We start from the raw sequence: 25098 nt of genomic DNA, 5'->3' as shown, positions 1-25098 counted from the left end.
GCGTATGTGTCATGTCGTCGTTATTGGTTCTGGTATTACAGGTGTTACCTCTGCCTATGAACTTGCTCAATTAGGTTATCAAGTTACTGTTATTGATAAACATTTATTTCCCGCAATGGAAACATCTTTTGCCAATGGTGGGCAGCTGTCTGCGTGTAATGCTGAAGTGTGGAATCAAAAATCCACTGTGTTAAAAGGCATTAAATGGATGGCGAAGAAAGATGCACCATTATTGCTCAATCCATCTTTTGATTTGCACAAATATGCATGGCTGGTCGAATTCCTTGGCAATATCAAACACTATGAAGCAAATACTCAAAATACAGTGAAAATGGCACTTTTAGCGCGTCAAAGGCTATTTAATATTGCTGAACAAGAAGGCATTGATTTTGATTTAGAAAAACGTGGCATCTTACATTTCTACCATTCTGAATATGATTATAAAGTGGCAACAAACGTCAATGCGCTGTTATGTAAAGGTGGTTTAGAACGCCATGCAGTGACCAATGAAGAAATTAAATCCATCGAACCGAGTTTGACGGGTGAATATTATGGTGGTTTTTATTGCCCAGGTGATGCAACTGGTGATATCCATAAATTTACCACTGGACTTGCTAAAGCGACTGAAAAATATGGGGTAAAATATTTATTTGGTATGGAAGTCGTGAATGTAGAACACACTGCCAATGGGGTAAATATTCAATATCATTCGAGTGTTGAAAACATGGAAGGCGGTTCAGTAGCAGTCGAACAACTCAGTGCAGATGCCGTGGTGATTTGTGGTGGTGTTGGCAGTTACCAATTGGCCAATCAATTGGGCGACCGTGTAAATGTCTATCCTGTAAAAGGCTATTCAATCACCGTACAATTGGATGATGAAAAAAGTATCAATGGCGCACCTTGGGTCAGCTTGCTCGATGAAAGTGCGAAAATCGTCACGTCACGATTAGGTGCTAATCGTTTACGTATTGCTGGAACTGCTGAATTTAATGGCTATAATCGAGATATCCGCTCAGATCGTATCCAACCTTTAACAGATTGGGTCAATAAGAACTTCGATATTTCAACCGAGCATTGTATCCCATGGGCGGGTTTACGTCCGATGATGCCGAATATGATGCCAGTGGTAAAACGTGGAAAACGTGAACGGGTATTTTACAATACAGGGCATGGGCATTTAGGCTGGACCTTGTCTGCTGCAACAGCTGTGATGATTAGTCAGGAAATTGCAAGCTCGCATCCGATTTAATCGTATAGGCAATACTTTGGTATTTGCACTCTGGTGAATGTCCATATTCACCAGAGTGATGGTAAAAATAATTAGGTGTGTTATGAATATAGAATCAACAACGCAAAAGCACTGGCATGAAACGAGTTATGCAAAGTTAGTTGAATCGATTCAATATATCGCACAAAATTATCACGATGTGTATGCCTTGGCCTTGTACTACTATTGTGACGATGATGAACCTTGTTTTCCCAAAGTTGAACTTAACTTTAATACCAATCAACAGTTTCAAGCGCAAATTTCTGAAGCTTCAAGTCAAGCTGAAGCGAAATGGAATTATGCCTATTGGTTACAACAGCCATCTTGGGATTTTGGTGGGGAAAATGATCCGCTTTTGGCACAATGGTTTGAGCAAACGCCATTTTATTATTCTCAAAAACAGATGGAATATGCTGAACAAGAAGATGATGCACTATTTAATGAACTTTTAGAAAAAGGCGAGCAGTTTGCTCAATTGTTTATTACACAAATAATCAAAATGGTTCAGCAACTATTTTCTGAAAATATTCTTCAAGATACATTTGGGAAAAATCTTCCAGTCATTATTCATGAGCTTGAATATTATGAAGAACCCATTTCGTGGACCAAAAGAGCCAATCCAAGTGCATTAATCAATGAATTTATGGATGCCTATGAAAGTGATTTCTCTTAACAAAATATGCTTATGATTTAATGCTGAGGGACGTGATGTGCCCCACAGCACTTATTAAGTGGAAGCAAGTACTTTAAAAAGTTATAGACGAGTAAAGACTTCTTCTTGGGTCAAACGAGACTTGGGCAATTTTGCATTAAAGTCAGTATCACTACGATAACCGAGTGTCATAATCACAGACGGGACCAAATTCTTTTCGGTTAAGCCTAATTCTTCAGTCAGAATATCTTCGTCAAAACCACCGATTGGTGTTGCATCGATACCTTCAATACCTGCAGCTAATAGCATTTGCCCTAGTGCAATAAAGGTCTGATTTTCCGCCCAGCGCTGAATATCACCTTTTTCATTACGATAATAAGAGACATAGCCTGTACGACTGTCTTTTTGACCTTGCTTAGCCTTGTCATTTTTAAAGCGGCCACTGAGATCATCTTGCTGAAGTAAATTACTCAGGTGCTGTTCTGTAATATCTGCTTTGGTACAGAATAAAATTGTATGTGATGAATCTAAAACCTTTGGTGCGTTGTAGCTATATTTACCGACTAAGGCTTTAGCAATACGCTGTTTGGCTGCATCATTGTCAGCAATAAAAAAATGCCAAGGCTGGATATTGATTGACGATGGGGTTAAACGCAGGATTTCAAGTAAACGTGCAAATTGTGCTTGAGGAATCTTTTTAGAAGAATCATAAGCTTTTGTGGTGTAACGTGTTTTTGCTACATTTAATACATCCATAAGGCGACCTAATATATCGTAAATTTTCGATATATTGTATGCTAAAATGGCGAAATGTGAATCTTCAAAACGTAAATAAAGGTGAAAAATCATGATTTTTAATCAATGGGTAAAGTGATTTTTATCTGAAATTGTCCAACTAATAAATTTCCAATCCGCATTTTCATCCACTTCTAAAATCATTGCTTCAGATGTTTTTTCACGCCAATCCCCTAAAACAATTCTAGCTTTACCATTTACATCATGAATTTCAGGGCGATGGGTATGACCATGAACCAGCAGATCGACATTATTAACTGCTTTTTCTACTGCTTGTTGGTTAACATCCATAATTTCATAGGACTTATTTTGTTGAGACTCACGGCTTTTTTTACGAAAACCATTGGCAAGTTTTTGTCTAAAACCAAGTGGGGTGCTTTTTAAAAGTCCTAATACAATTGGATTACGAATAATTTTTTTAAATCGTTGATAAGAGATATCATCGGTACATAAAGCATCGCCATGTTCAAGACGAAATTTTTTATCACCAATGTCAAATGTATAAAATTCAGGAAGTAATTTACCATTAAACTGATTTAAAAATGTCTGCCCTAAAGCAAAATCACGATTACCCACTTGAAAATAAATTTGATTACCAGCTTGCAAGGAAAATAGTTTTAGATGCTCAATAATTTCATCTAACCAAGGCGCAGTATAATCATCTCCAATCCAAGCATTAAACCAGTCACCGAGAATAAACAGTTGCGTGTTTTGATATTTATAGTGTTCTAATAAATCAAAAAACCCTCGAACCAGTCGAGGGTGTTCTGGTGACAAATGTAAATCGGCGATAAACAGATAGGTCACTTATTTTTCCTATTTAATAACTCCTCCCAAGATTGCTTTGTAAAGGGGACAGTATCCCTTTATTTAAAAGTCAGCTTCGGGAGGATTTATAAATTATTCAGAGATAATTTTTGCAGATTCAATCACAATGTTTTCTAAAGGAACATCAGCATGATAACCACGGTTACCTGTACGAACGCCTTTGATTGCTTCAACGATGTCTAAACCTTCAGTTACTTTACCAAATACTGCATAACCCCAACCTTGAGCAGTTTTACCTGTATGGTTAAGGAAAGAGTTGTTTTTTACATTGATAAAAAATTGTGCAGAAGCAGAGTGAGGCGCTTGAGTACGTGCCATTGCAATCGTACCTTCGTCATTGCTTAAACCATTGTCCGCTTCATTTTCAATTGAATCACGTGTGGTTTTTTCTTTGAAGTTTTCATCCATGCCACCGCCTTGGATCATGAAACCATCAATAACACGATGGAAGATTACGCCATCATAAAAACCATCACGAACATATTCTAAAAAGTTAGCAACAGTTTTTGGTGCTTTTTCAGAGTTAAGTTCAAGAACAATGCGTCCTTTGTTGGTGTTTAATTCGACTTGAGGAAAACTCATTCTATAATCTCCTAATCATGACTAAAAATGTCATGGGTTTTTGGTTGAGAGAAGCATAAGCAAACTGTAAACTACATAGCAAGTAAAAATGTGAAATTCTTTTGTTAAAAAAGGATAAAATCACATTTTCTATATTCAATTTTAACTTTTAGAAGTGATTTATCAACTATGAAGCCAAATGATGTTGTTTCAGAACTGCCGAAAACCCCGACAAATAGTCCAAGCCCTGTCGATAATGCGCAGCAAGAACAACAAGCGGGCTTAGATTTTGTACGCCAAGTCATTACAGAGGATTTGGCAGCGGGCCGTACACAAAAAGTTGTTACACGTTTTCCACCTGAGCCAAATGGTTATCTACATATTGGTCATGTAAAGGCTATCTGCTTAAATTTTGGCATCGCTCAAGAATACGATGGTTTGTGTAACTTGCGTTTTGATGACACCAACCCAGATGCTGAAGAACAAGAATATGTTGATGGTATTGCCAATGACGTAAAATGGTTAGGTTTTGAGTGGAATGGCGAACCTCGCTATGCATCAAGCTATTTTGACCAATTACATACTTGGGCAGTTCAGTTGATCAAACAAGGCGATGCTTATGTAGATCTACAAAGCCCAGAAGAAATTAGAATTAACCGTGGTAATTTTGTCGAGCCAGGTAAAAACTCACCTTATCGTGATGCATCTATTGAAGAAAATCTTGCTCGTTTTGAAAAAATGAACAATGGTGAATTGGCTGAGGGTGAAGCAGTATTACGTGCCAAAATTGATATGACCTCACCAAATGTACATATGCGTGATCCAATTCTATATCGTGTACTTCATTCAGAACATCACCAAACTGGTGATAAATGGAAAATGTACCCAATGTATGATTATGCTCATCCATTGTCAGATGCGATTGAAGGGATTACCCATTCATTATGTACCTTAGAGTTTCAAGACCATCGCCCATTTTATGATTGGGTGGTTGAGAAAGTACATTCACATTCAGTTCCACGTCAGTATGAATCTAGCCGTTTAAATATAGATTATACGATTACCTCTAAACGTAAATTACGTAAATTGGTAGAAGGTAACTATGTTCATGGCTGGGATGATCCACGTATGCCAACTGTGGTGGGCATGCGTCGTCGTGGTTTTACCCCTGAAGGGTTACGTGAGTTCTGTAAGCGTGTAGGCGTGTCTAAAACAGATGGTATCGTTGATGTGGCTATGCTTGAGTTCTGTATTCGTCAATCTCTTGAAAATACAGCAGCACGTGGTATGGCTGTTTTAAATCCATTGAAAGTGACTTTGACCAACTTGCCAGCAGATTTGGATTTAAGCCATGCACGTCATCCAAATGTAGATATGGGCGATCGTATTATTCCTTTAACCTCTGAAATCTTTATTGATCGTAAAGACTTTGAAGAAGTTCCACCAAAAGGTTTTAAACGTTTAGTTCCTGAGGGTGAAGTACGTTTACGCCATGCTTATGTGATCAAGTGTGATGAAGTGATTAAAGATGCCAATGGCGAAGTGATCGAGTTGAAATGTTCAATTGATCCTGAAACTTTAGGTAAAAACCCAGAAGGTCGTAAAGTGAAAGGCGTTGTACATTGGGTTTCTGCGTCGAAAGGAATTCCTGCTGAGGTTCGTGTTTACGATCGTTTATTCACCGAAGCTGCACCAGATGCAGATGATGATTTCTTGGCAAATTTAAATCCAGAGTCTTTAACGGTACTTCAAGCGGTGATCGAGCCTGCTTTGGCTCAAGCGCAACCAGAAGATCGTTTCCAGTTTGAGCGTGAGGGTTATTTTGTTGCGGATCAATATGATCATACAGCAGATAAACCTGTGTTTAACCGTGTCTTAGATTTGAAAGATAGCTTTAAACCGGGTAAATAATTTTATTCAACCCTGAATAAAATCATGATTTAAGACCTAGCTTCGGCTAGGTTTTTTTTTATGCTGTTTAAAATTGATTGAGGAATACTATAGAAAAGCGATATAGTAAATGCACAAATAATAATCAGGACAAATATATGTCTTCCCAATTTGATTTTGTTACGGTCCATATTAAACCTAATGTTCATTATAAAGGGCGATCAATCAGTTATCTTATCGAATGCAAAGATGGTTCGAAGAAAACATTGGGGGTAATTTTACCCACAGACAAACCTTTAACTTTTGAAACGCATGTGACTGAGCGCATTGAGATTGTCTCTGGAAAATGCTTGGTTCGGATAGCAGATCAAGAAGAAATGGAAGTCTACAGTTCTGGAGAGTCTTTTACTGTTCCTGCAAATAGCCGTTTTAGTCTGCAATCCAGCGAAGTTGTAGATTATGTTTGTCATCTGGAATAACGGATAACGTTAGCCAAATCATCATTAGAATTCTTTAAAGTAATCCTGTAAATACTCAATAAAAACTTTTACTTTATCAGAGATTAATTTTTTATCTGGAATAACAGCATAAATAGCAGTGGGTTCTACCATAAAATCAGGAAGCACATGAACCAGTTTTCCTGAATCTAAATCGTTTTTGACATGCCAAAGCGAGTGATTGGATATGCCGAGCCCTGCCAAAGATGCCTGACGAATCCCTTCGCCTGAGTTGGTAATAAAATAGCCATTTAGCTGAATATCTAATCTTCTATTTGGGTTAGCATGATCCACAAAGTTCCATGTATTGCTGATGCCTTGTTGATGACGCTGCACGATACAACGATGTTGTTGTAAATCCTCTAAACGTTTGGGGATACCAAATTTAGCGAGATATTCAGGTGCAGCACAAAGTAAGCGCTTATTGATAGCTAATGGTTTTGCGATGAAAGAAGAATCTTGTAGTTTGCCAATGCGAATCGCAAGATCCATACCTTGACTAATAAGATCTACATTTTGGTCATTTAAATCTAAATTGATTAATAATTCAGGGTGTTGTTTTAAAAACTCAGCAATAACCTGAACCAGTATCTGTGTTCCAAAGGTTGCGGAAGCCGTGATATTGATGCTTCCTGAAAGTTTTTGATCTTGAAGCTTTAAATTTTCGGTTAATGTCTGGAAACTATCGAGTAGTGGACGTCCTTGCTCAATCAATATTTTGGCTTCTTCGGTCAGACTCAGTTTCCTTGTCGTGCGATAAAAAAGTTTAAGACTGAGCTGATTTTCAAGCCTTTGCACTCGTTGACTTGCCACTGAAACTGCAATATTGGCTTCTTTTGCCGCTTGGCTTATTGAACCTAAATCTGCGACACGTAAGAAGAATTGAAAGTCTTGTGTATTCATTTTCCATAAAATCGGAAAAGTAATTCCTCATTATCCTGATTTTTAAAATAATACCAAGTTGTTATTTTGTGATGAGACACGTTATTCAATCAAGGTGAATGATCATGAAATATAATTTTTTAGGCAATTCTGGTTTAAAAGTATCTGAATTGGGATTTGGTGCTGGAACCTTTGGAGGAAAAGGTCCTCTATTTTCTGCATGGGGACAAGCAGGGCAAAAAGAAGCCAACCAAATGATTACCACATGTATAGATGCAGGAATTAATTTCTTTGATACTGCCGATGTGTATTCAGACGGTGAATCTGAAAAAATGCTTGGAATTGCATTAGCGCCTTATCGGCACAATGCGATTATTTCAACTAAAGTTGCGCTTCGTACCAATCAGCAAGTGAATCAGGTCGGATTGAGTCGTCATTATTTAATTCATGCAGTAGAACAATCGTTAAAACGCTTAAATACAGACTATATCGATGTTTTACAGTTACATCAGTTTGATAGCTTTACTTCGCTAGATCAGCTTATGAAAACTTTAGATGAATTGGTCCGAAGTGGAAAAGTTCGTTATATCGGGGCATCTAATTTTTCAGGCTGGCAATTGATGAAGGCGCAGTCGATTGCAGATCGTTATGGTTATGAAAAAATAGTGGCACATCAGGTGTATTATTCATTGATAGGTCGGGATTATGAATGGGAACTGATGCCTTTAAATCATGATCAGCATATAGGTGCTGTTGTGTGGAGTCCTTTGGGATGGGGACGTTTGACAGGTAAGTTTGATCGTGATCATCCTTTGCCTGAAAATAGTCGCTTACATGAAACAGCACAATTTGCGCCACCTGTAAACGAAGAATATCTCTATCAAGTGATAGACGCATTAAAACAGATTGCATTAGACACGGGATATTCAGTCCCACAAATTGCTTTAAAATGGCTGTTAACACGAGCTACAGTGTCTACTGTACTGATTGGTGCTCGAAATCGACAACAACTGCAAGATAATCTAATCGCAAAAGATCTAGTGCTTACGGATTCACAATTACAGCGTTTAAATCAAGTCAGTGCGGTTCATCCAGCATATCCATATTACCCGTATTGGAATGGTCAATTTTCAGAGCGCTATCAGAGCATTGTTGAATCATCACTTATTCAAAACTAATTCGTTAAATTTGTTAACAAAAACATGATACTGATTACATAGCACTTATGTTATCAGTATCACTTTGTTATCCATATAGTTCTATATAAGCTTAGAAGAGTAATAAGAATGAATCCAACCATTGAAACTCAAATGTTAATTCGTAAACCCGTCTCTGCGGTTTTTAATGCATTTATTGACCCTGAAATTACTTCAAAATTCTGGTTTAGTCGTTCTACAGGACCCCTAAAAGAAGGCAAAATTGTGCAATGGAGTTGGGATAAGTATCAAGTCAGCTCAAAGGTTATGGTATTTAACATTATTGAAAATAAATTGATTCAAATTACTTGGGGTGAACCCAAAACATCGGTAGATTTTATATTTGAAGAAATCAGCCCCGAGCACACCTATTTAAAAATTAGAAATTACGATATTTCGTTGCAAGGCTCTGAACTGATTCAATTTATTATCGATGCAACTGGGGGATTCACCACAGTGCTGGATGGTTTAAAAGCTTATTTGGAACACGGATTAGAACTCAAATTGGTTGAAGACAAATTTCCACCATTTTAATGGTGATTTAAAATCAGGGCTTTGCTTAACGTCATGTGAACAACCTAGTTGAGTATTTTACTTTTTAGGCTGTTGTTCTTTAAGTGATAAATAGGTTGGAAGTTTTAATTTTGACTGAGCCCTGAGTTTCATTTTTATATATAAAACCAAAGCAAAACAGGTGGTTGCAACTGTTAAAAATAAGCCATTCATATAGGTCATGATTGAACTGATATAGCCAATCGTGGTTAAACGGTTCATCATTTTTACCACTTGAGGGCTACTTTCAACCCCTGTAATTGCCCAACTACACAGATGTTCACAATTATTGATAATCAAATGATAGCTGTTTTCGTTCATGCGTGTACGCATACGTCGAACTACATGACGACCAGAAAACTTAGGTTGATCATAGTAACGGACACGGATCACTTTACCATGTGAAAATTTTTCAAGTGAAGTGATTTCGATTGGGCGTTTTTTTACAAAATGTGCCAGCCCAGAATAATGTATAACACGACCTTTTCCAGCATAGATTCCATGATGGCTATAGCCAAAATGTTTGACGATTAAATGCGCACCTAAAGGGTATTTAGCTATTTGTTTTGTCTGCATATTCCACTCAGTTCAAATAAAGTGTACACATGTATTTAATTGAAAGGATAGTTTGATTATAACCATGCAAAATGAATTTGATAGCCCTTAAAGTGATAATTAAGTAAAAAAATGCATTAAAAGTGCTAATTAGCCTTCATTATTCAATAGATCACACGATAAAATATAACACTTTGAATGGGGATGTTATGAATTTGAAAACTGGGGTATATGCGCTGATAAGCATGATGGGATTGAGTGCACTTTCCTTTCAAGTCAATGCCAATACTGACTATATCAAAATAATCAAAAACAAGAAGGTGATCGCAGATGCTGTTCGTATCGATGATCTAGATCAGCTACAACTATTTTTAAAAAACCAACAAGGGCAAATCTATAAAAAGTTCGCAGCTGTGCAAAAAGAGCGTAAAAAATGCCAGATCAGTTTTGCCATGAATGCAGGAATGTATCACCCTAATTTTGCACCAGTAGGCTTGTACATTGAACAAGGTAAACAACAAATAGAATTAAACCAACAAAAAAACAAATTTGGTAATTTTTTTATGCAACCCAATGGTGTGGTTGCTTGGAACAATAAACAAGCTGTGATTAAAACCACAGAGCAATATCTTAAATCTAATTTTAAAGCTCGCTATGCTACACAATCTGGCCCAATGTTATTGATCAATGGTGAGATCAATTCAATTTTCGTTAAAAACTCAGATTCGTTAAAAGTTCGCAATGGGGTGGGAATTAAAAATAATCAACTGTATTTCGTGATAAGTCGTGGAAAAATTAATTTTTATAATTTTGCTGATATTTTTAAGTCGCAGCTTAAAACAGATCAAGCTTTATATTTAGATGGCTCAATTTCAAGTGCATTTATTCCACAAGCGAAAAGGAATGATCAGACTTATGATTTAGGCCCAATGTTTATTTATAGTGAAGCAAAAAATTGTGACGATTAAAATGTGAAAATTAAAGTTTTAGTTTTTATTTACAGGCAAAAAAATGGATGCCTGCAAATAGAAGCATCCATTTTGTAGATCAAGGATAAATTACTTAACCATGCCAATGATTGAAGACTGTGCTTTACAGGCTTGAATAGCATCTTCTTTAGATAACTTTTTAATTTCTTCTTCAAAGGCTTTTTTCTGTTCTTTTAGTGAATCTTCAGGAATGCCACTTTGTTTTGCCAAGTCTTCCATATGCTTCCAAGATTCTTCACATTCCTTTGGCATACCACCACATGCGGTTAAGATAGTGCCTAAAGCGAGAATTGGAATTAAACGTAATAATTTCATATTCTGATCCTTTAATTTAAGTTGGTTTTTTGCTGATGTTTATTCATATTGATCATTAAAATTTATAGCGTATACAAGTGACGGAAAAATGAATTTGTCTTTGAATAAAAAGAAAAAGACTTCATTCTCAAGTATATACACTAGAATGAAGTCTACGCTAAAAAATAATTTTAACAAGATCACGCATTGAGCATTAGAAACGGTAACCTATTTTTAAACCATAGCCTATGGCATTGTTGTCACGATAATCACCTTGTTGGGCAATTTCTGAAGCACCGGGTACCGGAATGTAATAGGTACCATCTTGTGCCGTGGCATCACCAATCCAAATATATTTGATGCCTCCTGCGATAAAGTAATTGTCAGCAGGGTTGTATTGAACACCCAGCCCTAAGCCCCAACCGCCTTTGGTGGGATTCAATACAGAAGCAGGATTTCCAGTACCAGAATCCCATGAAACATCAGCCGATGCAGCCCATTTTTGTGTAAATTGATGTCCTAAACCAACAGTGATGCTGTATTGGTCTTTTTGATAGTCATCCAGATTAAATCCACCAGCATATAGGCCTTGGCTTAACTCAGCCGTTGCCAGTTCGGTGAGTGCACCAAACTGTGTTGGACGGATTCTAAAATCTTTCCAATTTACCCAACGCGCATTTAAATATGCCAGCGTATCTTTATAAACCCCTGTTTGAAAATCTAAATTTACCGATTGTGGCGTGTTGATTTCTGTGTCTTTATCAGTGGTGAATGCTAAAGGTTGTCCAAAAATCGTTTCTTGAGCATCTATTTTGTGCTTGATTTTAGAACGATAAGTCACGGCTGCCTTTAAAGCAATTTCAGGAATCTGAAAAGCAGCACCAGCAAGCCATCCAACAGCACTATCTTGTTTAAAGTTGGCATCATAGCCATTAAACACACTCATCGAATTACCACGTAAAGACACTTTGCCTTTGACTGTCTGGTATACGCCACCGCCGTAGAGGTTAAAATGAGTATCTGGCTGAAAACCAAATAGCATCGCAATATTTTGAGTATCAACATCCGCAAGGGTACCTTTCATACTGATTTCAGTATCAGAGAAGGTATTATTGCTACGTAAAGGATATTCGATTGCAGCACCATAAGGTTGATCATAGATGAGCCCAAAGGAAACTTTTGGTGCAATTTGCAGTTTTAATGCTGCATTATAGTATTGATATGATTGTGCCATATCACCTGTACTCAAATCATTGCTGCCTGCATTGACTAAATCAGGTCGATTGCGGACTTTTCCTGATACTTCTGGGTCAACTGCGGCAATACTGGCTTCGAAATAATTCTTGTCTTCAAGAAACGCCAGTATCGATTGTCCAGATTGATCCATCGCGGCTGCATGAGTATAAGCAGTGGGTAAAATGCTGAGGATACTGAGAATGAGTGATTGAGTTTTCATGCTTTTCTTTCCTTGAATGTTTTTTTTATTTCGCATATAAAATTCAGACAAAACTATTGTGAATAATAGAGGTTAAGCTATTAGTTTATTTAAGTTTTATCTGAAAGCTTTATGATTTTAGTGAATCATTTTTACTGGATTTAATAAAGGGGTGTAATGACCAATTTAAGGGGGGATTATCGGACAATTCATATGTGCATTGTCTTAAGAAGTTGCCTTAGATCATTGAAGAATATTGAAGGATCAATCGCTGATTTAAAAAGGATCATTTTCCAAAAAGAATTAATTTAAAATGACTGCTTTGATCGATGAGGAATTGATAGATCAGCAATGATACAAAATAACCTCAACAAGATAACTAAGTTGATCAATGATTTATTAAATATTGAATGAAGCGATCTGGGTGGATAGCTTATTGCTGCAAAATTTATTAGTATTTAATCTGAATTACCTTGTCGTACCAACAGGGTAAACTATTCGCTGCCAGTTTATTTGGAATGGAATTTACGTATCGCTATGAACTATAAAAGATCCTCTGTCATGGAAGAGAAAATGCAACAGAACCGCGAGATGATTTTATTGTCTGCACGAGAGCTGGTTGCACAAGGAGGATTTAAAGATGCACAAATTCAAGCGATTGCGGATCGGGCAGGCGTATCAAGTGGACTGGTCTATCGTTATTTTGAAAATAAAAATCAGGTACTGATTGAAGTTTTAAATGCGGCGATTCATATCGAAGTCAATATTCTCAATGATATTGCACATACCCAACTCAGCGCTGTAGAAAAACTAGATCGCGCCGTTACAACCTTTGTAAAAAGGGCAATGAACAGCCCTCGACTGTCTTATTCTTTATTGTTTGAACCTGTCGATCCTCAATTTGAGTTAGAACGTTTTCAAAGTAAACAATTGATTAAAGAAAGTATTATAAAAATTTTGACCGAAGGACGTCATTCAGGTGAGTTTATTTTTGAGGATTTAAACACCACGGCATTGTGCATCGTGGGTGCAATGACTTTTGTTGTGATTGAACCTTTAAGTATCGCCAAGACCAAGCGTTTTGATAAAAGCTATAAAGAGTATTTTGTAAAACAAATCGCTGATTTTTGTTTACAGGCAGTGAAAGTCAAACATCCTCAGGAATAATATTAATCATCATTGCAAGGCTTAAAGAAATGGCAAAGGACTTTAATAATCCAGTTGTAGTTGAAGGATATGATGCACATATTCGTAAATTAATTCCCGGCTATGAACTGATACATTTACAAGTCCATGCTGTATTAAAGAGCTATGTATCGACTCAAGCGAAGATTTTAGTCGTGGGATGTGGTACAGGTTATGAACTGCAATATTTGGCTGAGCAATTTCCTCATTGGAGTTTTACAGCAATCGATCCTGCAGCAAATATGATTGATAAAGCCAAACAACATATAGCAGATTTAGGGCTTTGTTCTCGAATTCAGTTTGTGCAAGGTGATACATCTGTTCTTAAACAAGTCGATGAGAATTTTGATGTGGCTTTGGCGATCTTGGTTTCACATTTTGTTCCAGTTGATACAAAAGCACAATTCTTAAAAGATATTGCAAATCACCTAAGCAGTACTGGTCTATGTTTAAGTTATGAGTTGATGGAAATTTCGAATACCAAACAATTACAAGCTTTAAAAAATCTGAGTTTAGCAACCGGATTAACAGAAAAACAGGCGCAACTTATGACAGATCGTATTGAACAAGATTTTGCTTTAATTTCTGTTGATGAAATGAGTGCTTTGTATTTGCAAGCAGGTTTTAAGCGTGTGGAAAGCTTTGCTCAAGTATTGAATTATCATGGTTTTATTGCATTTAAAACGGACTAAGAAAAACCTCTAAGTAATAACTAAAAATCATTTTTTTCTTTAAAATAAATCAATTAGTCATATTTCTATGAGCTATATACGCTTATAAAAAAGTTCCTTATCCAAGTGGATGAAGGAACTTTTTTATTGCAGATCAAAACCAAAACATAAAGGATTATATCTCTTTGCTTTCTTTTTCAGGTTCTTTCACCACATTGACATCATATAGATGAGCAAGGGCGGAAAGTAAACGAATTTTAGGATCTGCATTTGAAATTTTAATGCTTTGATCCGCTTCAAGTGTGATTAATTTCTCAGCAACTAAATAATCGACAATTTGTGTGATTTCACTCTCAATATCAGACTCATCCCATTTTAAAAAGAAGGCTTTTTGTATAAGTGGGTAATGTTCGATGACTTGGGTATATAAATCAGATTTTGAAATCTCAAATTGCTGCTGCTCTGTTTCAACACGCAATACTTTGGCAATCAGTGCTGGCAGTATAAACGTATGCAGAATGTTATTACTGAAATACTTAAGTAAGCCCACCTGTATATCACTGACTTTCACCCAACGTTCATTATCATGCTCAATCAATTCAACTTGTTTAAGCTTCATGGCATATTGAATGATTTCTGTGTTGGAAAGCTCAGTGATTTGCATACGATCATCATAACGATGCTGTTTGAGTAGATTGCGGAATTGTTCTAAGCGTACCAATACTTCACGCTCTGCCAAAGCATGTGTTGGTGCATTTAACAAGACCAGAGAAATCAAACTGATAGGGTTAATCACTACGGCTTTATTGATATTTTCCAAAATATCAAATGCAACATCATTGACTGTGGCTTTAACAGACTCAGGCATCTCTTCATGCAAAGCAACACGTTGTGGAGCATTGTTCTTTTTTAAGATCTCTTCAAGAAAAACTGGTTCACCTAAATTGACGTGGACAACACCAAAGACTTTTTCAATCTTTTGAATAGATTTAAGTAGTCCAAATAGTGATTCAGCTTGTTTTTTCTGTCCACCCAGCTCTTTTATATATGAACTGCCTTCGATCAGTTTTTCATATCCAAAGTAAGTCGGAATAAAGGCAATCGGTTTGCTATTTCCACGCAAATAACTTTGGATGGTCATTGCGAGCATCCCTTTCTTAGGCGGCAATAAAAGTCCAGTACGAGAACGACCACCTTCAATAAAATATTCCATTGGTGTATTTCGATTGAGCATACTGTAGATATATTCTTTAAAGACAGCGGTATAAAGCGCATTACCATTAAAGCTACGTCGAATAAAGTATGCACCTGCACCACGCATCAGTTGCCCAACCACAGGCATATTTAAATTAATACCTGCTGCAATATGCGGAACCATCAAGCCACGGTTATAAATCACATAAGACAATAACAAATAGTCAATGTGGCTGCGATGACAAGGGGTATAGACAATTTCATAATCTTTGGCAAGTTCACGAACCGTATCGAAATTATGTACTTCGATACCGTCATAGAGCTGGGTCCACAATTTCGTTAAAGCAATTTCAGCAAAGCGTAAGGTCGAATAAGAAAAATCAGAGACGATTTCATCGAGGTATTTATGCGCGAGTGCTTCGGCTTCATTAATGCTGATTTTTTTATGAATACTTTCATTGAGAATGGCTTCTTTGACCGCATCACTCACCATGAGTTTGTTAATCACATTGCGACGATCTGAAATATCAGGACCAAGAATTGCTTCTTTATAGCCATTAAATTGTTTATTGAGCTCAGTCACCACATAATGCGCTGGTGAAAAATTGGGTGTGAGTTCAATGGCTGAGTCAATTAACTGGCGTAAAGAAACTGCTTGATGGAATTCAATATAATTATTACGGCCATAGAGGGTAATGTTGAGTGCTTGTTTAATGCCCGTTGGCTTTGCCCAAGCATCGGTCATCAATGCTTTATACCAGCTATCTTCATTCTCTGGTGCACGTCCCCATAAAATCGTTGTTGGTACTAAAAGCACATCTTGCTCAGGATGTTTCAATAAATATTCGACTAAGCGAATAATTTTATCTGGGTAGTATGCAGAAGCATTGCTTTTGGTTGGTTCTAAGGTGATAAAACGATCATCTTCCTGATAATCTGCCCCTAGATTAAGTGGCGCAAAAGCAGGGCTGAGTTTTCTTTTTTCTGTTTCATTGTCGATCAAGACTTTATTTGAAGTTGAGTCATCTTGAATGACATAGCAAATCGGAAAATTGGCTGTGTTTGGATCATTAACTGTATTTTCAAGAGTTTTTGTATCGCCTAAAACTTGTGGGCTGACGATTTTATCTATGATTTTTTTTGTAAATTGACGATAAAATTTTTGATAAGCATTGCTTGCCATAATATTCTCTAAATATGAGTCATATCGTTATTATGCTTGAAATAATATACAAATATATAGTTTGATTTGACGACAAATCGGTCAAACACTTTGCCTAAAAACTAAACTTATGATTTTTATCAATAAACTATTTCGATATTGGTATAATTAAATTCAGTTACTCAATATCAAAGTTTCATAGAAAAGCATTATGATAGATTGATATAAATTCATTTAAATTCAAGGAAAGGTCATGTCTACAGATCCAAATTTTCCAGCAACTGAAAACTTAGGGATTGCTGTTTATTCTAATAATGCTGAGGCAATTGGGAATACACCACTTATTCGTATCAATCGTCTTATTACCGGTGGCGCAACGGTCTTAGCAAAAATTGAAAGTCGTAATCCTGCGTTTTCTGTTAAAGATCGAATTGGCGCTGCACTTATTGCAGATGCAGAAGCGAAGGGGCTTTTGAAAAAAGGCATGCATATTGTAGAACCAACCAGCGGAAATACTGGTATTGCATTGGCATTTGTAGCAGCGGCAAAAGGTTATGCGATCACTTTAACCATGCCAGCAAGTATGAGTATAGAGCGCCGTAAAGTATTAAAAGCGTTGGGTGCAAATTTAATTTTAACTGAACCCGCAAAAGGTATGAAAGGCGCAGTTGACGAGGCAGTACGTTTAGCTACAGAACAACCTGAAACATATTATTTACCGCAACAATTTGAAAACCCAGCCAATCCTAAAATACACGAGACAACAACTGGTCCTGAAATTTGGGCTGCAACAGGCGGTAAAGTCGATATTCTTGTTGCTGGTGTCGGAACTGGCGGTACCATTTCAGGTATTTCAAGTTATTTTGAAAAGGTTAAGCAGCAAGCGATTTACTCCGTTGCTGTAGAACCCGCAGATTCACCAATTATTGGACAAACCAAACGTGGTGAAACTTTAACGCCTGGGCCACATAAGATCCAAGGGATTGGTGCAAACTTTATTCCGAAAAACTTGGATTTAGATTTAGTTGATGAAGTTATTGCTATCGACAACCAAGAAGCGATTGATTTTGCCCGTCAAAGTGCTACTCAAGAAGGTATTTTTGTCGGTATTTCTAGCGGTGCGGCTTTAGCTGCTGCTGCACAATTAGCTGCTCGTCCTGAAAATGCAGGTAAAACCATTGTGGTGATTCTTCCTGATGCGGGTGAACGTTATTTGTCTTCCGTTTTGTTTGAAGATATTTCAGCAGATTAAACTCGAATTAAATCGTCTATATCTATGCTGTGTATTGTTGTCATGGATAAAAAAATAAACCCGCTCAAGTATCAGCAAGAGTGGGTTTATTTTATTGATATTCAGTTTCTATTCTTAAATTTTATAATGAAGACTTTAACTGCTTTTCATGTTGTTTGACTTGTTTCGCGTATCGTTTACCTTGACGTTTCATTTTACGATTTGTTTGGTAATTTGTGGGTCCAACATTATAGTAGGCTAAGGCCTTTTTCCAGCTTCCTGCACTTTGATTATATTTTGCCAAGATCATGGTGCCACAGCGTACATTGGTATATTCATCAAACAAATCACCAGGGCAAGCTTGTTGCCAATAACGCGGCATGATTTGGGTAAGCCCAACAGCACCAGATGGAGAGGTGACATAACTCCGATAACTCGATTCTTGACGGATGGTTGCTGCGATCAGTAAAGGATCTACATCATATTGATCTGCGCTTTGTACAATCATTGGGGATACACGATTGGCAACATCGGGAGAGACAGAATAGGCTTTTTGGATTCCAGTCGAAAGTTTAGCAGCACGTTTTTGCACAGAGCCGCCACCCAAAGACGAACATGCTGTGATCGCAAGTGTTAAACCCACTGTAGAAATTATTTTTAACTGATACTGAAAATTCAAAATAAAACCAATGTTATGTATCCAAGATTGCCCTGATGTTAAGTAGCTGATTTAAACCTGTCAATCTATGAAAATTGGTAGATTTATTCGTGATTTGTATCTTAAGCTGTTGGTTGCTTGCTATTTAGGCGTTATTGCTTGAAAAATTAATTTGTTTAAGGTGTTGAAAGATAATTTTTATTTTTGTAAGAAAAACTTAATAAAATGCTTTAAATTGTAAGCAGAATTTGATAAAAGAAAAATTGTTGATGAATACAAAAAATGTTAATGATTATGGCTAAAAGATATAAAATTTATCCAATAAAGACAATTAAGGACTGGCAAGGTGAAGACTGGGATGTTTATGAAGAGCGAAATACACAAGCTGGGATTATGATCTACAAAGGTTGGATGTATGAGCGAATTGCAAAGAGTCAATATATTTTCATTTTGACCGATGATTTAGCTGAGTTTTTAAAGCAACATGATCGGGCTAAATCAATGAAATTGCTCGGATTATCAGTTAAAATAATTACTAGATTTAGACGTGCATTGGGTCTTCAAAAAAAATATGATTATACTTTATCTACTTTAAGAGATTGGATGTTTGAACATCAAGATGAGTTGTTTACTCAAAGCTTTCAGATGTTAAAAGAAAAATATGGATTAACTCAAACTGAAGTTACAAAGTATTGCACCTTTTTAAGAAAGCAAGGAGTTCAGCGTAGCAACAAACTACGTAAGAATAAAATTGGTTATGCAAATCGTAAAATTGTACAAAACAACAAAGAAGCACTAGCAAAATCTGAAAATATTTTTGAAGTGCAATCATTATTGAATAAAAAAAATCTTAAAGCTGCAAGGCGAGCGCATAATCTGGTATGTAAAGAACTTGGTATACCTACATTAAATGATATACGTGTACAGCGTTTGAATGAAAAAAAAGAGTGGCGATTAGAACATAAAGAGATCATTTTGAGTACACAGTATTCAATCAAAGAGATTGCGATACGACTCAATAAAACTGAACAGGAGATTTTAACTTCTCGTTCTTATTTAAAAGAATTATTAGGTGAGAAAAAACGAGTTCCTCTTCTAAATTGGGTAAGAGCGCATCAACAGGAATTAAATACACTTTCTATAAAAGAATTATGCGAAAAATTTAATTTAACTGTGGGGGCGGTAATGTATCGGAGAAAACTATTGAAACGAAATGAAACATAATGAATTATGTAGATAAAATTAAATGTGGACAAAATATGATCTTTTTTGTAGAGTGTGCTTAATTTAGAACAACTATACAATAACTCATGTTTAATAATATTTATTTTGCTTTGGAAAAATTGGGTCTTACTGCTCAAAAGCGTGCCATGCATGCGTCTTTTTCAAACACTGATCTTAATCAACTGGTATTTTTACAACGTATTGATGGGATGCATGAATTAAACAAAGGCATTCATTTACAATTGATTTGCTTGTCTACGTCAATGAATATTCCATTAAAGCAATTTATCGGTAGCCAAGTGGCTGTCGATATTGTGAATGATAAATCAGAACTCAATCGAATTTCAGGGATTGTGACCCAAGCAGATGTGGGCGCGAGCGATGGTGCGCTGACGATTTACCGCCTGACAGTTGAAGATCCAACAGCACTTTTGAAGCATTGTAGAAATTCCAGAGTGTTTATGAATATGTCTGTGCCTCAAGCAGTTGAAGTTATATTTCAGGAATGGCGCGAGCGAAGTCCATTGTTTGCTTCAAGTCTAACATTGGATAAAAGTGGCTTAACCAAAGACTACGATGTTCGCCCATTTATTATGCAGAATAATGAACGGGATATAGACTTTGTTCAACGTCTGCTTTTTTCTGAAGGGATTAATACTTTAATTGATGAAGCCCAACTTAAAGTATCGAGTTTCAGTGAACAAATTCAACCTCAAAAGCTTCGTTTGATTGACAACAATACTCAATACACCAGCTTAGAACGCAAGAATATTCGCTTTCATCGTAGCAGTCCCACCGAAAGACAGGACAGCATTATCTCATTTATTGGACAGCGTTCTATTCAGCCTACATCAGTACATATTCAACGTTGGCAAGCCGATGTACTGGAAATAGAAGAAGGTGCAGGCAGTGTTCTAAGCAAACACAAGCATAGTGAAAACTACGACAATGCTAGTTTAGCTCTTGAGCAAGTTTGGCACTTTAGCCCAGCATGGATCCAAGACTTGAATGGAGAAGATGGTGCAACAGCATCAGGTAATCGTCAAATTGAACGTTTTAATGAAAATCTGAGTAACTACTATGACTCACAAGCCAAACAATTTACCGCAATATCTACAGTACGTGATGCACATGTGGGTTATATCTTTGAATTAAATGGGCATCCCGAAATTGATCAACACGATTTTCCCGATAAGCAATTTCTGATTACATCGAAGTACTTTTATAATCAAAACAACCTACCTAAAGACCTGACCAATCAGGTTGAAAATTTGCTTAAGCAAAGTAATTGGCAAATGACCAATATCACAACAAACAATAATGATGAACGCCAAGCGAATCAGTTGGTGCTACAACGTCGTAATATCAACACTGTTCCAGAATACAATCCACTGAAGCATCGTCCGATTGCATCACCCCAACGTGCTAGAGTGGTTGGACTAAGTGGAGAAGAAATCCATGTAGATGAGTGGGGACGGATCAAGGTACGTTTTCTGTTTACCCGCAATCAAGATCATAGCCACGATGGTGGTGCCGGTTCCAATGACAACGATACAGACTCGGCTTGGGTTGATGTTCTGACGCCGTGGGCTGGTGAAGGCTATGGAGCACGATTCTTACCGAGGATTGGTGAGATTGTCGTGATAGATTTCTTCGATGGCAACATTGACAGGCCGTTTGTGGTGGGGCGTATTCATGAAGCGCATCGTCATCCAAGCAAGTTTGATGACAAAGGTAAACTGCCTGATACCAAAAAACTGTCAGGAATAAAAAGTCGAGAGTATCAAGGCAGTGGCTATAACCAACTTAGATTTGATGATAGTACTGAGCAAATCAGCAGTCAGTTACAGAGCAGTCATGGGGTGAGTCAACTTAACCTCGGTAATTTAAGTCATCCCAAAGAGACAGACACTAGCGAAGGACGAGGTGAAGGCTTTGAACTGAGAACTGACCAGTGGGGTGCATTAAGAGCAGGACAAGGTTTATTACTGAGTACTTATGCTCAGGATTCAGCCTCGGGTAATCACCTAGATGTGACCGCAGGCAAAAATCAGTTAGAAAGTAGTCTCAATAACTCTAAAGCATTAAGTGAAGTTGCCAAGAATCAGCAGACTGATCCATTAGAAGTTTTAGATAATATCAAAGGTTTTGTCGACATACTGACTCAACAAGATCCGAAAAAAGCAGATGAATTTAAGTCTGCGGTGATGATGTTGGCTTCACCAAACTCAATTGCATTTGCAAGTAATGAAGATATTCATCTTTCAGCAGATGGACAAATTAGCCACACATCAGGCGACAGCATTAATCTAAGTACACAAAAGGCTTTGATTGGACATGCCAGCGCTAAAATTAGCCTTTTTGCGGCACAAGAAGGTGCAAAGTTATTTGCTGGAAAAGGTAAAGTTGAGATCCAAGCACAAGGTGATGGCTTGGATATGATCGCACGTAAAGGTATTCAAATCATTTCAACCGAAGACGCAGTTTATATCATCAGTCCGAAGGAAATTAAGTTGGTTAGTGATGGTTCTGAACTCAAGATTAATGGTTCAGGTGTGTTCTCAACTACAGGTGGCTTATTTGAGGTGAAATCTGGGCAACAGAAGTTTACTAGTGGTGTTAGGGTTGAAGCCAATACACCTAATTTACCAACAGAACCAAAAGTAAAAACAAAAAAGAATTTTTCGTGAGCTTATTTCAATGATTATTAGTCCACCTATTTTAAAAGCAAATATAAATCAATCGGATGAAGATTGGGTAAATTCTATAATGCCTGTGGGGTCATCCGCTAATGAGTATCCAATTCTTGATACTTTGGCTTGGCATGGTGGCTATCATCAAATAGCTAATGGTAATGATAATGTTGCCAGAGCCATCGCAGATGGAAAAGTGATTTATGCCAGAAAGGATACTGATCTGGTTGATTATGAGGGGGCTAAATCAAATAAAGGCTGTGTTGTTATAGAACATGAAACTGAGATTGGCAATAATATTTCTATAAAATATTTTTCTATTTACATGCATTTACGACAAATTGAAGCAGCAGTCGATAAAGGCAAAAAGATTACAAGAAAAACCAAAATTGGTTTGGTAGGGCAACACCAAAATGAAAATAAAATGCATTTTGAAATTGTTTGTGATCAAGCCAACTTAACAAAAATAATTGGTCGAAATACGCCTGAATTAAATCTAAGTACAGATGGTCGCAAAGATGTAGTTTATGGTGATATACATTTTTATCTGCCATCTGGTACAAAATTTTATAGAGAAGCGAATACTTCAAATGAAGTTTTTACATCTGATAGTCAATTATTTATTAGTCTAAGTTTTAAGAAAGGTAAAGCATATACACAGACCTACAAGGAGTTAGGAAAAGGAATTTTTCAAAAGCAAAGTACGGAATCTTTGGTTGTGAAATATAATTTATCTGAAAAAGGCAAAATAGAACAAGAATCTTATGAATTTGACTTATATGAGTATAGTGTAGATTATTCTACATCAGTAATTTCTACGCATGCAGTTTATGAATTGTTTAGATTTGGACGAATTTTAGATACAACTCATGAAACTAGTAATGTTTCTACGATTGGGCATTGGCATAAAGTACCACTACCAGATAATAAAGTTGGCTACGTAAATCTGAACACTAATTCTATTAAAAAATATAGTGACGGCGATTTCCCACATTGGGTGGGATGGAGGTTATTTAATGACGACTCAACTCTAGATAGTCAATGTAACTCTCTTTTACTTAAAACTTGGCTAGATGGAAATAAGGATGGTAAAACGACTCAAGCTGAATTAAAAAATATGTTAGGAGATGCTAATGTTAAAAGGCGATTAAGTAGAGCTATTTGTCAGTTTCCAACAGAATGGAGCGAATCGTTGATTGAAACCCAATATAGTTGGGTAACTAAAAAAAATGATGAAAATCCAAATCCCATGTCAGTTGATGACTTCGCTAAATTTAAAAACTATGTCACAGCCCTAAGTTTTTGGGATAAAGTACCTGAACTACCTGCCAAAGATAAAGTTTGGCATTTTCACCCAAGAGAATTTATTAAGCATTTTAGAAAATGTGGTTGGCTCTCTGCTGATGAATTAAAAGCCGTTTACCCTGATAATATATTCCCTGTTACCGCTTTAAGCCAAGTTGGTAAAACACCTGAATCTGTAAGGGAAACTTATCGGAAAGATATAAATAATGTTATGAATAGTTATTTCGTAAATACAGGTACCAGAAGATCACATTTTTTTGGGCAGGGTTCTATTGAATCAGGTAATCTTGTTTCAATGATTGAAGGTGAAGCATCTTTTTCAAGAAATCCCAAACATGCAAGTTTTCAGAGTGAAGTTGATGGTTACTATAATCCACCAATTGGAACCTATCTTTCATATCTAAATGGAAAGCTAGGCAATATTGAAAATGGTGATGGTCCAAAGTTTCGGGGACGAGGAATGAAACAACTTACTGGGCGCGAGAATTATACAAAATATTGGGCTTATAGAGGATGGATTGACATTTCTATATATAAGATAACTTATAGGGGGATGAAAAAACCTTGGTGGAATCCTAAAAATCTAAATAATGCCCCTCCAATTCCGGATCCTCAGAGATTATCTGTTGATCATTTTAATTGTATTGATGCAGGGGGATGGTATTGGATAGCTGGTGCCGCATCGAATAGATTTAAACCAATAAATAATGTAATAGTAGAAATGAATGTAAGCTTAGAACAATCTAGAAAAGTCACTAAAGCTATTAATGGTGGTTATACTGATGATATAAAACGTAGTGATCAAACAACAAGAATTTCTAAAGTATTAATGGATGCATTACCATGATTAAATATATTTCAATATTTGGTATATGTCTTTTTACCTGTATTTCTTACGCTTCCACAAGCTTGAATGTAAAACTGGAAAATGCAAGCACATTGAATGTGCAGAAAGATAAGCACATTAAAAAAATAAACTTAGGTGAAATTAATGGATACAAAACTAATTGTAATAATAGTTATTTAGTAGTTTGGGGGATTCCTAAGAAATTCAAAAATAGTTCCCCTCAAAATAACGAAGTTGTTTTTTATAATTTGAATAATAAGAAGCTGAAAGTTGTTAAGACAAGCCATGCCATATTCGATGTTGATTTTTATAAAACTGAAGATAAAGCAATTTTAAGTTTAGCAACTACTAATACTGAAATTAATTTAAAGACGGGAGAGCAAAGTGATTTTCCAGAAATAAGCCCATCCATCTTTAACCAATTAGAAGATTGTAAAAATTTAACTCAATTTAAAAGATACAAAGAGTAGTAATTAATGTGTCGTGAATTTGATTCATTTGAAGAAATAACTTTTGAAAGATTAGACTTTTTACG

General features: G+C 36.5%; 23 protein-coding genes. 14 read left to right on the top strand and 9 right to left on the bottom strand.

Going from position 1 to position 25098, the window contains the following annotated elements:
- Window positions 1-4 precede the first annotated feature (4 nt).
- Together M2R48_RS11210 and M2R48_RS11205 are read left to right on the top strand one after the other, a co-directional pair.
- Complete coding sequence (locus M2R48_RS11210; RefSeq protein WP_262086163.1) at window positions 5-1249, top strand: D-amino acid dehydrogenase; 1245 nt, start codon at window positions 5-7, stop codon at window positions 1247-1249.
- 82 nt (window positions 1250-1331) lie between these two features.
- Window positions 1332-1940 (top strand): DUF4303 domain-containing protein, encoded by a 609-nt coding sequence (locus M2R48_RS11205; protein ID WP_262086162.1) that lies wholly within the window; start codon window positions 1332-1334, stop codon window positions 1938-1940.
- 81 nt (window positions 1941-2021) lie between these two features.
- Here M2R48_RS11205 and nfsB read toward each other — a convergent pair whose 3' ends face one another.
- The 3 genes from nfsB to M2R48_RS11190 all read right to left on the bottom strand — a co-directional run bounded on the left by nfsB (window position 2022) and on the right by M2R48_RS11190 (window position 4124).
- Window positions 2022-2675, bottom strand: coding sequence for an oxygen-insensitive NAD(P)H nitroreductase (gene nfsB, locus M2R48_RS11200; RefSeq protein ID WP_262086161.1), 654 nt, complete (start codon window positions 2673-2675; stop codon window positions 2022-2024).
- 102 nt (window positions 2676-2777) lie between these two features.
- Complete coding sequence (locus tag M2R48_RS11195) at window positions 2778-3521, bottom strand: UDP-2,3-diacylglucosamine diphosphatase (protein ID WP_262086160.1); 744 nt, start codon at window positions 3519-3521, stop codon at window positions 2778-2780.
- A 93-nt stretch (window positions 3522-3614) separates the two neighbouring features.
- Window positions 3615-4124 carry a peptidylprolyl isomerase gene (locus M2R48_RS11190; protein ID WP_004821835.1) on the bottom strand — a complete coding sequence of 170 codons (510 nt, stop codon included), beginning with the start codon at window positions 4122-4124 and terminating at the stop codon, window positions 3615-3617.
- 168 nt (window positions 4125-4292) lie between these two features.
- Between M2R48_RS11190 and M2R48_RS11185 the strand changes: the two genes are divergently transcribed.
- Complete coding sequence (locus M2R48_RS11185; RefSeq protein WP_262086159.1) at window positions 4293-6014, top strand: glutamine--tRNA ligase/YqeY domain fusion protein; 1722 nt, start codon at window positions 4293-4295, stop codon at window positions 6012-6014.
- 137 nt (window positions 6015-6151) lie between these two features.
- Entirely contained in the window at window positions 6152-6472 is a 321-nt protein-coding gene (locus tag M2R48_RS11180; RefSeq protein WP_262086158.1) for a pyrimidine/purine nucleoside phosphorylase, read from the top strand.
- Between the two features lie 24 nt (window positions 6473-6496).
- On the opposite strand, the gene M2R48_RS11175 is transcribed toward M2R48_RS11180, so the two are convergent.
- Window positions 6497-7393 carry a LysR family transcriptional regulator gene (locus M2R48_RS11175; protein ID WP_262086157.1) on the bottom strand — a complete coding sequence of 299 codons (897 nt, stop codon included), beginning with the start codon at window positions 7391-7393 and terminating at the stop codon, window positions 6497-6499.
- 104 nt (window positions 7394-7497) lie between these two features.
- Here M2R48_RS11175 and M2R48_RS11170 point away from each other — a divergent pair, with 104 nt between their 5' ends.
- Window positions 7498-8550 carry an aldo/keto reductase gene (locus M2R48_RS11170; protein WP_056511486.1) on the top strand — a complete coding sequence of 351 codons (1053 nt, stop codon included), beginning with the start codon at window positions 7498-7500 and terminating at the stop codon, window positions 8548-8550.
- 108 nt (window positions 8551-8658) lie between these two features.
- Complete coding sequence (locus tag M2R48_RS11165; RefSeq protein ID WP_056511483.1) at window positions 8659-9102, top strand: SRPBCC domain-containing protein; 444 nt, start codon at window positions 8659-8661, stop codon at window positions 9100-9102.
- A 57-nt stretch (window positions 9103-9159) separates the two neighbouring features.
- Here M2R48_RS11165 and M2R48_RS11160 read toward each other — a convergent pair whose 3' ends face one another.
- Window positions 9160-9696, bottom strand: a complete 537-nt coding sequence (locus M2R48_RS11160; RefSeq protein ID WP_004821822.1) for a lecithin retinol acyltransferase family protein — start codon at window positions 9694-9696, stop codon at window positions 9160-9162.
- 188 nt (window positions 9697-9884) lie between these two features.
- On the opposite strand from M2R48_RS11160, the gene M2R48_RS11155 reads away from it, so the two are divergent.
- Window positions 9885-10643: a phosphodiester glycosidase family protein gene (locus M2R48_RS11155; protein ID WP_262086156.1), complete on the top strand. Its 759-nt coding sequence runs from the start codon at window positions 9885-9887 to the stop codon at window positions 10641-10643.
- A 90-nt stretch (window positions 10644-10733) separates the two neighbouring features.
- On the opposite strand, the gene M2R48_RS11150 is transcribed toward M2R48_RS11155, so the two are convergent.
- Window positions 10734-10979 (bottom strand): hypothetical protein, encoded by a 246-nt coding sequence (locus M2R48_RS11150; protein ID WP_004719975.1) that lies wholly within the window; start codon window positions 10977-10979, stop codon window positions 10734-10736.
- Between the two features lie 193 nt (window positions 10980-11172).
- Entirely contained in the window at window positions 11173-12414 is a 1242-nt protein-coding gene (locus M2R48_RS11145; protein WP_262086155.1) for an OmpP1/FadL family transporter, read from the bottom strand.
- 516 nt (window positions 12415-12930) lie between these two features.
- Here M2R48_RS11145 and M2R48_RS11140 point away from each other — a divergent pair.
- The gene (locus M2R48_RS11140) at window positions 12931-13560 is read left to right on the top strand and encodes a TetR/AcrR family transcriptional regulator (protein ID WP_034615342.1); all 630 of its coding nucleotides are present in this window, start codon (window positions 12931-12933) and stop codon (window positions 13558-13560) included.
- A 29-nt stretch (window positions 13561-13589) separates the two neighbouring features.
- Complete coding sequence (locus M2R48_RS11135) at window positions 13590-14270, top strand: class I SAM-dependent methyltransferase (RefSeq protein WP_262086154.1); 681 nt, start codon at window positions 13590-13592, stop codon at window positions 14268-14270.
- A 154-nt stretch (window positions 14271-14424) separates the two neighbouring features.
- Here M2R48_RS11135 and plsB read toward each other — a convergent pair whose 3' ends face one another.
- Complete coding sequence (plsB, locus tag M2R48_RS11130; RefSeq protein WP_262086153.1) at window positions 14425-16626, bottom strand: glycerol-3-phosphate 1-O-acyltransferase PlsB; 2202 nt, start codon at window positions 16624-16626, stop codon at window positions 14425-14427.
- Between the two features lie 232 nt (window positions 16627-16858).
- On the opposite strand from plsB, the gene cysK reads away from it, so the two are divergent.
- Window positions 16859-17857 carry a cysteine synthase A gene (gene cysK / locus M2R48_RS11125; RefSeq protein ID WP_154130056.1) on the top strand — a complete coding sequence of 333 codons (999 nt, stop codon included), beginning with the start codon at window positions 16859-16861 and terminating at the stop codon, window positions 17855-17857.
- 121 nt (window positions 17858-17978) lie between these two features.
- On the opposite strand, the gene M2R48_RS11120 is transcribed toward cysK, so the two are convergent.
- Window positions 17979-18515, bottom strand: coding sequence for a lytic transglycosylase domain-containing protein (locus M2R48_RS11120; RefSeq protein WP_016539727.1), 537 nt, complete (start codon window positions 18513-18515; stop codon window positions 17979-17981).
- A 273-nt stretch (window positions 18516-18788) separates the two neighbouring features.
- Between M2R48_RS11120 and M2R48_RS11115 the strand changes: the two genes are divergently transcribed.
- The 4 genes from M2R48_RS11115 to M2R48_RS11100 all read left to right on the top strand — a co-directional run bounded on the left by M2R48_RS11115 (window position 18789) and on the right by M2R48_RS11100 (window position 25033).
- Window positions 18789-19718, top strand: coding sequence for a hypothetical protein (locus M2R48_RS11115; protein WP_262086152.1), 930 nt, complete (start codon window positions 18789-18791; stop codon window positions 19716-19718).
- Window positions 19719-19804: 86 nt separating this feature from the next.
- Window positions 19805-22408 carry a type VI secretion system Vgr family protein gene (locus M2R48_RS11110; RefSeq protein ID WP_262086151.1) on the top strand — a complete coding sequence of 868 codons (2604 nt, stop codon included), beginning with the start codon at window positions 19805-19807 and terminating at the stop codon, window positions 22406-22408.
- A 10-nt stretch (window positions 22409-22418) separates the two neighbouring features.
- The gene (locus M2R48_RS11105) at window positions 22419-24563 is read left to right on the top strand and encodes a M23 family metallopeptidase (RefSeq protein ID WP_262086150.1); all 2145 of its coding nucleotides are present in this window, start codon (window positions 22419-22421) and stop codon (window positions 24561-24563) included.
- Window positions 24560-25033, top strand: coding sequence for a hypothetical protein (locus M2R48_RS11100; protein WP_262086149.1), 474 nt, complete (start codon window positions 24560-24562; stop codon window positions 25031-25033). The genes M2R48_RS11105 and M2R48_RS11100 overlap by 4 nt, the downstream gene beginning before the upstream one ends.
- Window positions 25034-25098 lie beyond the last annotated feature (65 nt).

The organism is Acinetobacter sp. I-MWF (genome assembly GCF_025433935.1).
In the GTDB taxonomy this organism is placed as follows: domain Bacteria; phylum Pseudomonadota; class Gammaproteobacteria; order Pseudomonadales; family Moraxellaceae; genus Acinetobacter; species Acinetobacter guillouiae.
The sequence above is the reverse complement of the archived record's forward strand: the minus strand, read 5'-3'. Positions and strand labels throughout refer to the sequence as shown.